14 protein-coding genes are annotated in these 14637 nt (G+C 72.3%); 5 read left to right on the top strand and 9 right to left on the bottom strand.

The window, feature by feature from the left end; genetic code table 11:
• Positions 1 to 5: 5 nt before the first annotated feature.
• The 4 genes from HW837_RS40740 to HW837_RS40725 form a co-directional block, all read right to left on the bottom strand.
• Positions 6 to 1343: an ABC transporter substrate-binding protein gene (locus HW837_RS40740; RefSeq protein WP_045557583.1), complete on the bottom strand. Its 1338-nt coding sequence runs from the start codon at positions 1341 to 1343 to the stop codon at positions 6 to 8.
• A gap of 122 nt (positions 1344 to 1465) precedes the next feature.
• Entirely contained in the window at positions 1466 to 2707 is a 1242-nt protein-coding gene (locus HW837_RS40735) for an ROK family transcriptional regulator (RefSeq protein ID WP_093790853.1), read from the bottom strand.
• Between the two features lie 154 nt (positions 2708 to 2861).
• Positions 2862 to 3695, bottom strand: coding sequence for a hypothetical protein (locus HW837_RS40730; RefSeq protein WP_093790894.1), 834 nt, complete (start codon positions 3693 to 3695; stop codon positions 2862 to 2864).
• Positions 3696 to 3918: 223 nt separating this feature from the next.
• Positions 3919 to 4455, bottom strand: coding sequence for an HNH endonuclease (locus HW837_RS40725; protein WP_033526416.1), 537 nt, complete (start codon positions 4453 to 4455; stop codon positions 3919 to 3921).
• A 314-nt stretch (positions 4456 to 4769) separates the two neighbouring features.
• Here HW837_RS40725 and HW837_RS40720 point away from each other — a divergent pair, with 314 nt between their 5' ends.
• Positions 4770 to 5864, top strand: coding sequence for a mechanosensitive ion channel family protein (locus HW837_RS40720; protein WP_093790854.1), 1095 nt, complete (start codon positions 4770 to 4772; stop codon positions 5862 to 5864).
• 62 nt (positions 5865 to 5926) lie between these two features.
• Here HW837_RS40720 and HW837_RS40715 read toward each other — a convergent pair whose 3' ends face one another.
• From HW837_RS40715 to HW837_RS40705, 3 genes are read right to left on the bottom strand one after another with little or no spacing between them, the layout of a single operon-like run.
• Positions 5927 to 7276 (bottom strand): hypothetical protein, encoded by a 1350-nt coding sequence (locus HW837_RS40715; RefSeq protein WP_045557768.1) that lies wholly within the window; start codon positions 7274 to 7276, stop codon positions 5927 to 5929.
• 8 nt (positions 7277 to 7284) lie between these two features.
• Complete coding sequence (locus tag HW837_RS40710) at positions 7285 to 7998, bottom strand: ABC transporter ATP-binding protein (RefSeq protein WP_045557580.1); 714 nt, start codon at positions 7996 to 7998, stop codon at positions 7285 to 7287.
• Positions 7995 to 8525 carry a PadR family transcriptional regulator gene (locus HW837_RS40705; protein WP_045557579.1) on the bottom strand — a complete coding sequence of 177 codons (531 nt, stop codon included), beginning with the start codon at positions 8523 to 8525 and terminating at the stop codon, positions 7995 to 7997. The genes HW837_RS40710 and HW837_RS40705 overlap by 4 nt, the downstream gene beginning before the upstream one ends.
• A 237-nt stretch (positions 8526 to 8762) precedes the next feature.
• On the opposite strand from HW837_RS40705, the gene HW837_RS40700 reads away from it, so the two are divergent.
• The 3 genes from HW837_RS40700 (at position 8763) to HW837_RS40690 (ending at position 11636) form a co-directional block, all read left to right on the top strand.
• Positions 8763 to 8993 carry a hypothetical protein gene (locus HW837_RS40700; protein WP_045557767.1) on the top strand — a complete coding sequence of 77 codons (231 nt, stop codon included), beginning with the start codon at positions 8763 to 8765 and terminating at the stop codon, positions 8991 to 8993.
• A complete protein-coding gene (gene malQ / locus HW837_RS40695; protein WP_193381095.1) occupies positions 8994 to 11129 on the top strand; it encodes a 4-alpha-glucanotransferase in 2136 nt (711 codons plus the stop codon).
• Between the two features lie 255 nt (positions 11130 to 11384).
• Positions 11385 to 11636 (top strand): hypothetical protein, encoded by a 252-nt coding sequence (locus HW837_RS40690; RefSeq protein WP_093790857.1) that lies wholly within the window; start codon positions 11385 to 11387, stop codon positions 11634 to 11636.
• A gap of 130 nt (positions 11637 to 11766) precedes the next feature.
• On the opposite strand, the gene HW837_RS40685 is transcribed toward HW837_RS40690, so the two are convergent.
• Positions 11767 to 12360, bottom strand: a complete 594-nt coding sequence (locus HW837_RS40685) for a TetR/AcrR family transcriptional regulator (protein ID WP_045557576.1) — start codon at positions 12358 to 12360, stop codon at positions 11767 to 11769.
• A 109-nt stretch (positions 12361 to 12469) separates the two neighbouring features.
• On the opposite strand from HW837_RS40685, the gene HW837_RS40680 reads away from it, so the two are divergent.
• Entirely contained in the window at positions 12470 to 13984 is a 1515-nt protein-coding gene (locus HW837_RS40680) for an FAD-dependent monooxygenase (protein ID WP_045557575.1), read from the top strand.
• Between the two features lie 75 nt (positions 13985 to 14059).
• On the opposite strand, the gene HW837_RS40675 is transcribed toward HW837_RS40680, so the two are convergent.
• The gene (locus HW837_RS40675; protein ID WP_045557574.1) at positions 14060 to 14578 is read right to left on the bottom strand and encodes a MarR family winged helix-turn-helix transcriptional regulator; all 519 of its coding nucleotides are present in this window, start codon (positions 14576 to 14578) and stop codon (positions 14060 to 14062) included.
• Between the last annotated feature and the right edge of the window lie 59 nt (positions 14579 to 14637).

The following is a 14637-nucleotide window of genomic DNA, read 5'->3' as shown; positions in this document are numbered from 1 at the left end:
CGGCGCTACTTCGCCTGCGCGATATCGGTGTCGATCTGCTTCGCGGTCTTCTCCAGGCCCTTGTGGAGGTCCGTCACCTTGCCGGACTCGTACTGGTAGCCGAAGTCCTGGAGCGTCGTCTGGTACGTGGAGCCGTTGACGGAGGCCGGCGGCGTGTTCGAGTGCTCGTTCTGGGCGATGTCCAGGAAGGTCTCGAAGCCCTCGTCCACCTTCAGGTCGGGCGACTTCAGCGCCGCGAACGTGGACGGCACGTTGTGGATCGCGTTGGCGAAGGAGACGACGGCCTCGGTGTCGGTCGTCAGGTACTTCACCAGCTCCCAGGCCGCGTTCTGCTTCTTGCTCTGCGGGGCGATGCCGATGATCGTGCCGGAGAGGAAGCCCTTGCCGTACTCGTCCACCTCGTCGTCGGCCACGGGCATCGGAGCGGTGCCGATCTCGAAGTCGGTGCCGGCGGCCTCGGCCATCCCGAGCCGCCATTCACCGTCCAGCTGCATGGCCACCTGGCCCGTCTGGAAGGGGTGCTTGGCGCCCCACTCGTCGCCGAAGGTGTTCCGGTACTTCTCCAGCTTCGCGAAGCCGCCGAGCGAGTCGACCAGCTTCCTCTGGTACGTGAACATCTCCGCGAACGCCGGGTCCTTGGCGATGTTCGACTTGCCGTCGGCGTCGAAGTAGGCGTGGTCCCACTGCGACATGTAGTGGTCCACGACCGTCTCGTAGCCGTGGTAGTTCGGCATGAAGCCCAGCTGGGAGTAGCTGTCGCCCTTGGTGACGGTCAGTTTCTCCGCGACCTTCGCGAACTCCGACCAGGTCTTCGGCGGCGCCTTGATGCCGGCCTTTTCGAACGCGTCCTTGTTGTAGTACAGCCCGTACGCGTCCCCCAGCAGCGGCAGCGCGCACCGGGTGCCCTCGAACTGGGTGTAGTCCAGCATCGGCTTCGGGATGATCTTGTCGAGGTCCAGCTTCGACTTCTCGATGAAGGGCCCCAGATCGGCGAAGGCCCCGGAGGAGCAGAACTTGCCGATGTTGGACGTGGTGAACGAGGACACCACGTCCGGCCCGTTCGAACCGCCTGCCCGCAGCGCCTGGTTGAGCTTGTCGTCGTTGATGTTCCCGACGACCTTCACCGTGATGTTCGGGTGCTCCTTCTCGAACCGGTCCACGTTCGCCTGGATCGCCTTCACCTCTCCGGGTGCGCTCCACCCGTGCCAGAAGGTGATCGTCGTCCTGGCGTTCGGGTCGTCGGAGGCGGTGGACCCGGACTGCCCCGTACAGGCGGTGGCGAGCAGGGAGAGGGAGGCGGTGGCGGCGAGAGCGATCGCCGCTTTCTTGGATATTCCGGACATGACGGAGTCTCCTGAGGGAGGGGAGGGGTGATCTGGAAGGAAGGGGGCGCGCTCGGGAAACCCAAGGGGCGCGGGGAACTGCGCGACCGGCCACTGACGGCCCGCAGCTTCTGAACGATCAATCAGCGCGAGGTGTCGAAGACTTCGTCACGGGTCGCCGCGAGCGCACTCTCCAACGCCCCCCGCAGTACGGGGTGTTCGAGTACGGCACCGAGAACCAGCCGCGGTCGGGACGCGGCCAGTTCCCCCAGTTCGGCCTCCACGAGAGCCCGCAACGGCTCCCCGCCGGAGATCAGCGCCGAACCGCTGAGAACGATCAGCTCGGGATCGAGCACGGTCACGAGTGCGGCCAGACCGGTCGCGACGCCCGTGGCGTACGTGGCCAGAAGTCGACGGTGGGACCCGGAGTCGATGTCGGCGGCGGCGCGGGCCACGAGCGCCGTCGCGACCTCGGCGTAGGGCCCGTCCGGGATCGGGGTGATCCCCAGCTCGCGGGCGAGCCGGGGGATGATCTGCGAACCGGCGAGCTCCTGGAAGCCCCCGCTGTTCGCCTTGGTGACATGGCGGACCAGCGGCACACCCGGGACCGGCAGGAAGCCGACCTCGCCGGCGCCGCCGGTGAACCCCCGGTGCAGCCGTCCGCCGAGGACGACCGCGGCGCCGAGACCGCCCTCGTTCCACAGCAGCACGAAGTCGTCGTGGCCCTTGGCCGCGCCCAGCCGTTGTTCGGCCAGCGCGGCGAGGTTCACGTCGTTCTCGTACTCCACCGGCATGGGCAGCGCGGCGGCGATTTCGTCGAGGAGGGCGGGGGAGTGCCAGCCGGGCAGGTGCGAGGCGTACCGCAGCCGCCCGGTGGTGGGGTCGAAGGCGCCCGGTGTGCCGATGACCAGCCGGTGCACGTCGGACCGGGTGAGTCCGGCGGCCTTGACCGCTCCGTCGAGGGCGGTGGTGACCTGCCGTACGACGGGTGCGGCGGGGCGGCGTCCGGGGGTGGGGACGGCGTGTTCGCCGACCGTGCGGCCGGTGATGTCGGCGACGGCGGCCAGGACGCGTTCGGGGGTGACGTCGACTCCGGCGGCGTACGCGGCGGTCGGGTCGACCGCGTAGAGCTGGGCGTTGGGGCCGGGTCGGCCCGTGCCGGATCCGGTGGCGCCGGGGTCGCCGTCGCGGGGTCCGTCCGCGCCGGTGCCGGTGGCCACCACGAGTCCGGCGGCTTCGAGGCGGGCCAGGAGCTGGGAGGCGGTCGGCTTGGACAGCCCCGTCAGCCTGCCGAGGCGGGTCCGGGAGAGCGGGCCGTGCTCCAGCAGCAGATCGAGTGCGGCGCGGTCGTTCATGGCGCGCAGTACGCGAGGGGTTCCTGCCATGGGTCCGCCACCTGCCCAACTGTTAGGAAACTTTCCTATCTGATGCCAGGACGATAGGACTAGACCAGGCGAGCGTCAATATCCGGCCACGAAAAAGCCCCCGGTCGACGGATTCGTCGACCGGGGGCCGGTGCCCGCCGCGCGGGCGGTGGTGCTACTTCACGTCGACGTAGTCCGCCGCGGACGTCTTCGCCGCGGTGGTGGACGTACCGGCGAACTTGTAGCGGTACGAGCCGTCCTTCGACGCCTTCACGGTGGTGGACAGGGCCCCGCCCGTGCCGGAGGTCACCGTCTTCACGTCGGTGTACGCGGTGGCGCCCTTGGCCTTGAACTGGAGGGTGACCTGCTGGTTCCGGTAGCCGGTGTAGACACCCTTGCCCCAGTCGGCGCGGGTGAGCGCGCCCTTGACGGTCAGGGTGCGGCCCTTGACCGCCGGCTCCGGGGTGGCGTTGACGGTGACCTTGGATATCCGCTGGAGCTTGGCGGTGCCGAGGTTGCCCCACAGGTCGAGGCCGGTGTGGACGCTGATGTGGCCGTCGGACTCGTCGAGGTCGATCGCCGTCTCGCTGTAGAGGGCGGCGGCCTTCCAGGTGGTGGCGTCCGCGGTCGTGTAGAGGTTGTCCTCCGGGTCGACGGTGAGCTTCGCCGAGCACGACTCGGTCGCCGTGGTGTCGGTCGTCGCGACGGTGGTGCAGACGGGCTTCGAGCCGGCCTCGATCGCGTTGTCGGTCTCCGCCAGCGGACCCCGGTAGAGGGCGATCATCAGGAAGTTCTTCTCGTAGTCGATCACGAGGTCGTCCGGCCGGGTGAAGCTGTACGTGACCGGCACGGTCACCGAGGCCTTGGTGCCGACCGCGATCGGCTTGCCGTTGTTGACCGTGACGGCGCCGAAGGTCAGGTCCGGCGAGTCGGCCAGCGCGGCGGGCGCGGCCAGGCCGGTGAGAGCCAGGGCGCCGGACACGGCGGCGCTGATGGCGAGCTTGCGCATGAGTCCCCACATTCGAGGCGGACCCCTGGGCGTTGCGCTCCAGAACAAGGGCCCGCTGTCGGAGTGACACTAGGCGATCATGGGTGCGGAGGGAATGCGGGGTACCTGTGAAGGCGGTGACGAAGGCGCAGGTCAAGTGGATCTGAGCGTTCCGGACGGCTCCCCGTGGTGCGTACCGGGTGCCCCTGCGCGAGGGCACCCGGCCATGCAAAAACCCGGACCGTCAGGCGGAGATGCCGTCGATCCGGGCCAACGCGTCGTCCGCGCCGTACGGCTGCAGGTAGGGCAGCCAGCGCGGGTCCCTATGGCCCGTGCCGATGATGCGCCAGGCCAGCCCGGTGGGCGGAGCGGGTTTGTGACGGAGCCGCCAGCCGATCTCGACGAGATGGCGGTCGGCTTTGACATGGTTGCAGCGGCGGCACGACGCGACGACGTTGTCCCAGACGTGCTTGCCCCCGCGACTGCGCGGGATGACGTGGTCGACGCTGGTTGCGACGCCACCGCAGTACATGCACCGGCCCCCGTCACGGGCGAACAGCGCCCTACGGGTCAGAGGAACGGGCCCCCGATAGGGAACCCGGACGAATCGCTTGAGCCGGACCACGCTGGGTGCGGGGACTGTGACGGTCGCGCTGTGCAGATAGGCGCCGGATTCTTCCAGGGAGACGGCCTTGTTCTCCAGGACGAGGACGAGCGCGCGGCGGAGCGGTACGACGCCGAGCGGCTCGTACGACGCGTTGAGGACCAGGACGTGCGGCACGGATGCCTCCTTGTACGCCGGCGGCGCGTGGCTCGCGCCGTGGACGATCCGTAGTCAGTCTCCCCTCAGGCCTGGTGGAAGCGCCACCATGTCCCGGTAACGGGCTGGGAGTGTTTTCGACCACACCTCATTCATCCCCCGCCGCGTGCGCCCTTCACTCCCTGGTGAGCGCCTTGTCTCCCTCGAACATGGCGGCGACCTCCACACAATGCCCCGTTAGTGTGGTGGGCCTGCCCGTCCGGTGACCTTTCCGTGACCCGACGGATCTTGACCGCCGTACCGGAGGGCAGATATCGCACCTGGAGGTATCCGCCGTGTCGCCCGTTTCTTCCCTGCCCCTCCTACTGGCCGCCGCCACGCCGTCGCCGTCCCCCTCGGAGACGGCGACGACACCGGCCGTGCCGTCGCTGGAGGACGCCCAGGAGAGCGCGACCAATGCCGCCAGCTGGGTGGAGGAGAACTGGTCCACATGGCTGGCCATCGGTCTCCGCGTCCTGCTGATCGTGGTGATAGCGGCGGTGCTGAGAGTGTTCGTCCGGCGTGCCATCACCAAGCTCATAGACCGGATGAACCGCTCCGTCCCCGGCGTCGAGGGCGGCACCCTCGGCGGCCTGCTCGTCAACGTCGAGCGCCGCCGCCAGCGCTCCCAGGCCATCGGCTCGGTGCTGCGCTCGGTCGCGTCCTTCCTGATCCTGGGCACGGCCGCCCTGATGGTGCTCGCCACCTTCGAGATCAACCTCGCCCCGCTGCTGGCCTCCGCCGGTGTCGCGGGCGTCGCCATCGGTTTCGGCGCCCGGAACCTGGTCACGGACTTCCTCTCCGGGGTCTTCATGATCCTGGAGGACCAGTACGGCGTCGGCGACACCGTCGACGCGGGCGTCGCCTCCGGCGAGGTCATCGAGGTCGGCCTGCGCGTCACCAAGCTGCGCGGCGACAACGGCGAGATCTGGTACGTCCGCAACGGCGAGGTCAAGCGCATCGGCAACCTCTCCCAGGGCTGGGCCACGGCCGGCGTCGACGTCACCGTCCGCCACGACGAGGACCTCGACAAGGTCCGCCGCACCCTGATGGAGGTCGGCGAGGCGATGAGCAAGGAGGAGCCCTGGAACGAGCTCTTGTGGGGCCCCATCGAGGTCCTCGGCCTCGACGACGTCCTCCTGGACTCGATGGTCGTCCGCGTCTCCGCCAAGACCATGCCCGGCAAGGCCCTCACGGTCGAGCGGGAGCTGCGCTGGCGCATCAAGAAGGCGTTCGACGCGGCCGACATCCGCATCGTGGGCGGGGCCCCGGCCACCACGACCGACGACACGGACGACCCGAGCGCCGCGGTCGCCGCCCCGTCGGTCTACGCCAACACGGCCTCACCCCAGTCGGAACGGGCGACACCGATCGCACCGGCGGCGAAGTAGGCGGCGGCGTCCCAGGAAGCCCCCCGTGGCCTCCCGGGACGCCGGGTCTCATGGGTCCCGTGTCACGCGTACCGCAGTTCCGACGGGCGGATCGTGCGGCGCAGCAGCGGCAGGGACGTGGCCGCCGCGAGGAGGCAGGCGGCGTAGACCGCGACCGGTACCAGCAGTGCCCCGAACGGCACCACCGTCAGGTCGCTCATGGCCATCGCGTAGAAGAAGGCGATCGCCGTGCCCCCGGCCCCGCCCACCAGCACCGCGGGCGCCAGCGGCAGAGCGGTCTCCAGCAGCAGCGCACGGCCCAGCACCTCGTACGGCACCCCGGCGGCGACCTGCGCGGCCAGGCCCCGGCGGCGGGTGGCGAGCGACTCGGCGGTGCCGACGGCGAGCCCGAACAGCGTGACCGCGAAGCCGATGAGGATGGCGGCGGCCGTGAAGTTCAGGCCCGTCATGTAGAAGGCGTCCTCCTCCGCCAGGTTGTCGTACCGGGAGATCTGCGCGACCAGCGCCTGCCGTACGCCGATGTATCCGCTGCCGACCACGGCCCCCATCAGCACGGCCGCGTGGGTACGGGCCGCCGCCCACGGGTCCGCCCGCAGCCGCTCGGCGGCGATCAGCACCGCCGGGCTCCCGGTGCGCCGCGCCAGCAGCCGCCCGAGGAGCCGGGAGACCGCGCCGGACAGCAGCACCGCACCCGCGCCCACCGCCAGCAGCGCGCCGCAGAAGGTCAGCGGGGCGAGGCTGGTCGTGTAGCCGGGCGCGTCCACGTTGGTGACGGCGACGGCGACGAGCGCCACGACGATCAGCAGAGCCACCGCCCCCAGGAACACCCACCCGGGCCCCCGGCCGGTGCCCGAGGTGGTCCGGCGCACCCAGCCCAGCGGCGAGGCCACCACCCGGCGCAGCGCCAGCACGCTCACGGCCGCACCCAGCACCGGCACCCCCAGCGCCACCAGCGCGACCGCGATCCAGGCCGCCGGGGCCGGGCTGTGCCAGCGGCTCAGCAGGAACACCACGAAGACGGCCGTCGTGACCAGCGAACCCCCGAGACAGGCCACGCCCGTCTCCAGCGCCGCGATCCGGCGCACCTGGTTCGCCGAGGCACCGGCCAGCCGAAGTCCGGCCAGCCGCCGGTCCCGGTGGACGGCGCCGACCCGGGTGCACTGGCCGAGGAAGCCGAGGACCGGCACCAGCAGGAACAGCAGGGTCACGATCACCCCGGAGCGTTCCCCGGGGTTGTCCAGCAGCCCGGCGGCCATGTCCACCCGATAGCGGCCCGTCAGGGAGGCCAGCACGCCCGCCGCCAGGCCGAACGCCGTCGCCAGGGCGGCCCCCAGCGCCGTCAGCGACACCCGCCACCACTCACGCCGGTCCGAGCCCCGCGTCAGCAGAAGCGCCAGGCGCAGATCGCTCATCAGCTCCTTCACCGGGACGCCTCCAGCGTCACGTCGGCCGCCGACACCACGACGCCGTCCTTCAGCACGACCTCCCGGTCCGCGTACGCCGCGGTCTGCGCGTCGTGCGTGATCAGCAGCACCGCCGTGCCGGACTCCCGGGCCGCGTGCGTCAGCGCCGCCATCACCTGCTCGCTCGCCAGGGAGTCCAGCGCCCCGGTCGGCTCGTCGGCGAAGATCAGCTTCGGCGTGGTCACCAGCGCCCGCGCCAGCGAGACCCTCTGCGCCTGGCCGCCGCTCATCTCGCCGGGCCGCTGCTCCTCCTGCCCCCGTACGCCGAACCGCTCCAGCCACTCGGCGGCCCGCTCCCGCGCGGTCGCGCGGTCCGTGCCGGCCAGCAGCAGCGGCAGCGCGACGTTGTCGACGGCCGTCAGCTCGGGTATCAGCTGCCCGAACTGGAAGACCACCCCGAAGTCCGTCCGGCGCAGCTCGCTGAGCTCCTTCTCGGGGAGCTGGTCGAGCCGCTTCCCGGCGTACGCCACCGAGCCCTCGTCCGGCCGGACGATGCCCGCCAGGCAGTGCAGCAACGTGGACTTCCCGCTGCCGCTGGCGCCCGTGACGGCGAGGATCTCGCCCTCCCGCAGTTCCACCGAGGCGCCCCGCAGCGCCCGGGTCCTGCCGTGCTCCTTGACCAGCCCGCGAGCCGTGAGCAACGGCGCGGAGCCGGTGTCCTTGTCGTTCATGCGTCTACCTCCGCGGTCAGGGTGGTCAGCCGGGCCGCGGTGGTGTTCATCCAGCGGAGGTCGGCGTCGAGATGGTTGAGGGCGTAGTCCGCCGCGAGCACGGACGAGAGGACGGCGCCCGGCGCGGTCTTCACGGCGGTCAGCTCCCGCATGCGCGCCATGTGCGCCGCGCGCTGCGCCCGTAGGTAGGCCGCCGGGTCGCCGCCGGCGAGGATCGAGACGACGAGCTTGGTGAAGATCTCGTTCGTCACGAACGGCGCGGGCGCGCTGATCTGCCCGGCCCACTCGGCCAGCTCGCTCGCCCCCTTGTCCGTCGAGCGGTACATCGTCCGCTCGGGGCCGCTGTCCGCCTCCGTGCCGTCGACCTCGGCCAGCCCGTCGCGGACCAGCCGCTGGAGGGTCGTGTAGACCTGCCCGTAGGCCAGCGGGCGCGCCTGCGGGAAGCGTTCGTCGTGCCGTCGTTTGAGGTCGTAGCCATGGCTCGGCCCCCCTGCGAGCAGCCCCAACAGGATGTGACGAGTGCTCATGGCCTCAGTATGCACTGAGTATATGTACTGAGTGAATAGAGGGGGGAGGAAAGTTCGGAGCGGGGGTCGGGGCGTGGCGCGGGACGTGGCGCGGACGTGGGTCGGGACGTCGCGCGGGAGTGAGCATCACCACGATGTCCGCCGCTCCACGTCTGCGGCGGCGTCCGCTGGGTAGGGCTGGAGTACCCCCGGATCCCGCACCCATCGCCGTACGACGACCAGGAGGCCCCCGTGGCCATGACCACCCCCCTCCCGACCCAGGCCCGCTCCAAACGCGAGGCGGAGCCCTACGAGCTCCACGAGCCGCACGTCTGCGTCTTCAGCGCCGAAGGGCCCTGTGCCGACGTCCCGCTCACCAGCGAGCCGCCGCTCCCCGACGCGGCCCCGCTCACCAGCGAGCCGCCTCTCGCCGACGCGGCCCCCCTCACCAGTGAACCCACGTCCCACGGCGCCGCATCGGGGGTCTAGATGACAGAAGCTCCAGGGGGTTCGGGCCCGACGCCCGACACCCCGCTGGCCCGGCTCGCCGCCCTGCACGGCGTCGCCACCTCCTACAGCCCCTCCCCGGACCGTACGGTCGCGGCCTCGGACGCCGCGGTCGTGGCCGTCCTCGCCGTGCTGGACGTCGACGCGAGCACCCCCGAGGCCGTGCGCGCCGCCCTCGTCGCGCGCGAACGGCAGCTGGCCGCACGGCTGTTGCCGCCCACCCTGGTCCAGTGGGCCGACGGCGAACCCCCGGCAGCGCTCACCTCCCTCCCCGACGGCACCCTGCTGAGCGTCGAGACCGAGCAGGGCGAGGCGCGCTCCACCACACGGGAGCTGCCTCCCGGCGTGCACACCCTGCGCGCCACCGCCCCCGACGGCCGCACCGCCGAAGCCCACCTGGTCGTGGCCCCGGCCCGGCTGCCCGCCCCGCCCGGCCGCACCTACGGTCTCCTCGTCCAGCTCTACTCCCTGCTCTCGCAGCGCAGTTGGGGCATGGGCGACCTCGGTGACCTCGCCGAGCTGTCCGCCTGGGCCGGCCGTGCCCTCGGCGCCGGATTCGTCCAGGTCAACCCGCTGCACGCGGCCGTGCCCGGCGCCCCCACCGATCCCTCCCCGTACCGCCCCTCCTCCCGCCGCTACCCGGACCCCGTCCACCTGCGCGTGGAGGACGTACCGGAGTACCCGTACGCCTTCGCGGAAGCCGCCCCCGACTCGTCCGCCCCCGACTCGCCCGCCGACGGCCGCGAACGCCTCGCCGCGCTGTCGGAGCGGGCCGCCCGTCTGCGGGAGTCCGTGCTGGACAAGGGCGAGCTGATCGACCGGGACGCGGTGTGGGACCTCAAACGGCAGGCGCTGGAACTGGTGCGCGCCGTACCGCTCGGCCCCGGGCGGCGCGCCGCGTACTGGGACTTCCTCGCCGAGGAGGGCCAGGCGCTGGAGGACCACGCCACCTGGTGCGCGCTCGCCGAGGTCCACGGCTCCGACTGGTCGCGCTGGCCCCCCGGCCTGCGTGACCCGCGCTCCGCCGAGACCGCCCGCGCCCGCGGCGAGTTGATGGACCGCGTCGACTTCCACACCCGCCTGGCCTGGCTCACCGACGCCCAGCTCGGCACCGCGCAGCGCTCCGCGCGCGACGCCGGCATGCCCATCGGCCTGGTGCACGACCTGGCGGTCGGGGTCCACCCCGGCGGCGCCGACGCCTGGGCCCAGCAGGAGTACTTCGCGGCCGGCATGTCCGTCGGCGCGCCCCCCGACGCCTTCAACTCCCGGGGCCAGGACTGGGGCCTGCCGCCCTGGCGCCCCGACCGCCTCGCCGAGTCCGGATACGCCCCCTACCGGCGCCTCCTGCGCGCCCTGCTGCGCCACGCGGGCGCCCTCCGCATCGACCACGTCATGGGCCTGTTCCGCCTCTGGTGGGTCCCGCAGGGCGAGGCCCCGACCGAGGGCACGTACGTCCGCTACGACGCCGACGCCATGCTCGCGATCCTGGTCCTGGAGGCCGCGCGGGCCGGTGCCCTGGTGATCGGCGAGGACCTGGGCACGGTCGAGCCCGGTGTACGCGAGGCGCTCGACGCCCGCGGGGTGCTGGGCACGTCCGTCCTGTGGTTCGAACGTGACTGGGAGGGCACGGGCCGGCCGCTCCCGCCCGAACGCTGGCGCGCGAACTGTCTCGCCACCGCCACGACGCACGACCTGCCGCCCACCGCCTCCCGGCTCACCTGCGACCACGTCGACCTCCGCCACGGCCTCGGCCTGCTCACGCGGTCCCTGGACGAGGAGCGGGCGGAGGCGGCCGCCGACGCGGGGGAGTGGCTGGCGCTGCTCGCCCGGCTGGGGCTGCTGGACGGGGCCGGCGGGGGAATCTCGGCGACCTCCGAGGAGGCGCAGATCCAGGCCCTCCACCGGTTCCTGCTGCGCACCCCCGCCCGGATGGTCGGCCTCTGGCTGCCGGACACGCTGGGGGACCGCCGCCCGCAGAATCTGCCGGGGACGTGGGACCAGTATCCGAACTGGCGCCTGCCGATCGCCGACGCGGCGGGGAGGCCGGTGACGCTGGAGGAGCTGGCGGCGTCGCGCCGGTTGCACGCGCTGGTGGATGTGCTGCGGGGTGCGCGGTAGCTCGGGGGTGCGGGTGCGTTTGCGGGCGCGTTGTCGGGTGCGGGTGCGTGGGGCTTCTCGCGCAGTTCCCCGCGCCCCTGAAAGACCAGGCCCTGCGGGCCTGAAAAGCACGGGGCGCGGCCCCTGCTTTTCAGGGGCGCGGGGAACTGCGCGACCAGCCACCACTCACCCGCACCCGCCCACGAACCAGGCACCCCCGAGCTATTAGGCGCCCCCGCCCGAGCGGAGCTCCCCCGCGTTCGTTACCGTTAGCGCGTGGACAAGAAGAACGCCCTGCGCGCCGGCGCCCTGGCTGCCGGTACGACGCTGATGATGCTGCTCATGTCGTCCCCCGCCCTCGCGCTGACGCCCGACGACGGCGACGACCCGGGCCCGGGCCTCAGCGTGATCGAGACGCTCGGCCTCTTCGTCGTGGCGCCGCTCGCCCTGTTCGCGGTTATCGCCGGCCTGGTCATGGTCCTGGACGGGTCCACGGACCGTCAGCCGAAGGTCAAGGCGAAGGCCTGACCTCCGGGCGAAGGCCTGACGCCTCCGCCCCGCCCTTCTCGACACGTCTTCCGCGAGGGCACCCTCCGCACACCCGTGCGCCGAGGGTGCCCTCGGCCGCGTGTCGGCCCCCTCCGGAGGGGAGCACGGGCTACGCCCGGTGCGCCGTGAGATACCGCTGCACCGTCGGCCCCATCCACTCGACGATCTCCTCCCGGCTCAGTGCCACGGTCGGCCCGAACCGCAGGACGTAACGCGTCAGGGCCAGCCCCAGCACCTGTGACGCGCAGAGCGCCGCCCGGGTCGCCGCCTGCTCGGGGTGCGGGCACACCCGCCGGGCGAGCGGCAGCAGCTGGTCCCGGAAGACCCCCTGCATCCGTTCCGCGCCCGCCTCGTTCGTGGTGCCGACCCGGAGCATCGCCGTGAGCATCTCGTTCTCCTCCCAGAGGTCGAGGAAGTGGCTCACCAGCACCCGGCCCACGTCCCGCGCGTCGAACGCGTCCGGGTCCGGCAGCCGCAGATCGACGTCGAGCGCGGCGGCGTACAGCCCCTCCTTCGAGCCGTAGTACCGCATGACCATCGACGGATCGATCCGCGCGTCCTTGGCGATCGCCCGGATCGTGGCCCGGTCGTATCCGTCGGCCGCGAACCGTTCGCGCGCCGCCTGGAGGATCGCGTGACGGGTGGCGTCGGAGCGGCGGGGCGCTCGCGCGGAAGCGGGGGGCGCGGGTTCCGTATCGGTCATGTCAACAAACGTAGGCCAACACCTGTTGACAGTCCAGAGCTGCCTCCTTACGTTGTCAACAGGCGTTGGCCAACAACTGTTGACCAACACGCGTCGGCAGGAGGCCGCCATGAACGGCAAGCACGACGACAGCACCCCGCGCGACATCATCGTGGTCGGCGCAGGGCCCACCGGACTGCTGCTGGCCGGCGACCTCGCCGCCGCCGGTGTCCCCGTCACCCTCGTCGAGAAGCGCGAGCACCGGATCAGCAACCTCTCCAGGGCCTTCGTCGCGCACGCCCGCACCCTGGAGCAGCTCGACGCCCGCGGCATCGCCGACGCGCTGGAGGCCAAGGGCCGTCCCCTCGACCGCATCGCCCTCTTCGGACGTCTCTCCGTCCGCCTCGACACCCTGCCCTCCCGCTTCAACCACCTCCTGGTGATCCCGCAGTACGAGGTCGAGAAGATCCTGGAGCGGCGAGCGGTGGAGACCGGCGTGCGGTTCCGCTACGAGACGGAGGTGACCGCCGTCCAGCAGGGCGGGAGCGCGGGCGGGGCCGGGGACCCGTACGCCGTCACGGTCGACGTACGGACGGCGGACGGTGCGACGGACCGGCTGACCGCCGCGTACGTCGTCGGGACGGACGGGCACCACAGCGCGGTGCGCCGAGCGGTCGGGCTGCCGTTCCCGGGGAAGTCCGTCATCCGTTCCGTGGTCCTCGCGGACGTACGGCTCGACGAGCAGCCGGAGGAGGTGCTGACCGCGAACGCGGTCGGCGACGCCTTCGCCTTCATCGCGCCCTTCGGCGACGGCTACCACCGGGTCATCGGCTGGCACCGGGGCCACGACGTCCCCGACAGCGAGCCGCTCGGACTCGACGAGGTCAGGGAGATCACCCGGCTCGCGCTCGGCCGCGACTACGGCATGCGGGACGCCCGCTGGATGTCCCGTTTCCACTGCGACGAACGCCAGGCCCCCGCGTACCGGGTCGGCCGGGTCTTCCTCGCCGGAGACGCCGCCCATGTGCACACCCCGGCCGGCGGGCAGGGCATGAACACCGGCCTCCAGGACGCCGCGAACCTCGGCTGGAAGCTCGCCGCCGTCCTGCACGGCCACGCGGACCCGGCTCTGCTCGACAGCTACCAGGCCGAGCGCCACCCCGTCGGCCGGGCCGTGCTCCGCAGCAGCGGCGGCATCGTCCGTCTCGCGATGGCGAAGTCGCCCTGGGCCCTGGCCCTGCGTGCCGCCCTGACCACCTTCGTCAACCACGTGCCCCCGGCCCGCACCCGGGCGATCGGCCAGATCACCGGCATCGGCTACACGTATCCGGCCCCGCGCGGCGCCCACCGCCTGGTCGGCACGCGGGTGCCGGACGTCGCCCTCACCGCCGGCCGACTCTACGAGTCCCTGCGCGGCGGCCGCTTCGTCCTCATCACCCCGCGCGGCACGGACCGGCCCGCCCTCGTCGGCGCCCGCGAGAACCGCCTCGCCGTCGCGGCCTGGACGAGCGACCGCCGCACCACCGTCCTGGTCCGCCCCGACGGCTACGTGGCCTGGGCGGCCGAGGGCGCGGACGGCGCGGCGGTCGAGGCGGCACTGGGGGAGTGGCTGGGCACGGCGGGCCGGCGGCTGCCCATCGGGTGACGGGCAGCCGGGACGGCTGGGCGCGGCTCCCCACGAGCTCCCCGCATCACTCCCGGGCGGTGGCCCGATCCGGGCTCACGCCCCCGTGCCCACCACCAGCAGTCGCAACAGGTCGGCCAGTTGGCCGGCCTGTTCGACGTTCAGGTGGGCGAGGGCCTCGCTCTGGACGGCGAGGCCCACCTGGACGGCCTCGTCGATCAGGCGCAGACCCTCCTCGGTGAGGGTGACCTGGAGGGCGCGGCGGTCGTGCGGGTCGGGGGAGCGGCGGAGGAGGCCCGCGCGTTCGAGCTTGTCGAGGCGGCCGGTCATACCGCCGGTGGTGAGCATCAGGGTGGCGGAGAGCTGGCGCGGCGAGAGGGTGAACGGCTCGCCGGACCGCCGCAGGGTCGCGAGCACGTCGAACTCGCCGCGCGAGATCCCGAACCGCGCGTAGGTCTTCTCCATCCGGTCGCCGAGGGTCCGGGAGAGCCGGTTGACGCGGCCGAACACCGCCATCGCGGTGGTGTCGAGGTCGGGCCGCGCCGCCGCCCACTGGTCGATGATCGCGTCGACGGGGTCGCGGAGGGGCCTGTCGGGCTCGGAACGCGGGTTCATGGGGTGAGTATCGGGCGCCGTTGGGTCGGCCGCAAGAAAGTGGCTTGACGGAAAGTTGC

The organism is Streptomyces caniscabiei (assembly GCF_014930365.1).
In the GTDB taxonomy this organism is placed as follows: Bacteria; Actinomycetota; Actinomycetes; order Streptomycetales; family Streptomycetaceae; genus Streptomyces; species Streptomyces caniscabiei.
This window is presented reverse-complemented; position numbering and strand designations above follow the sequence as displayed.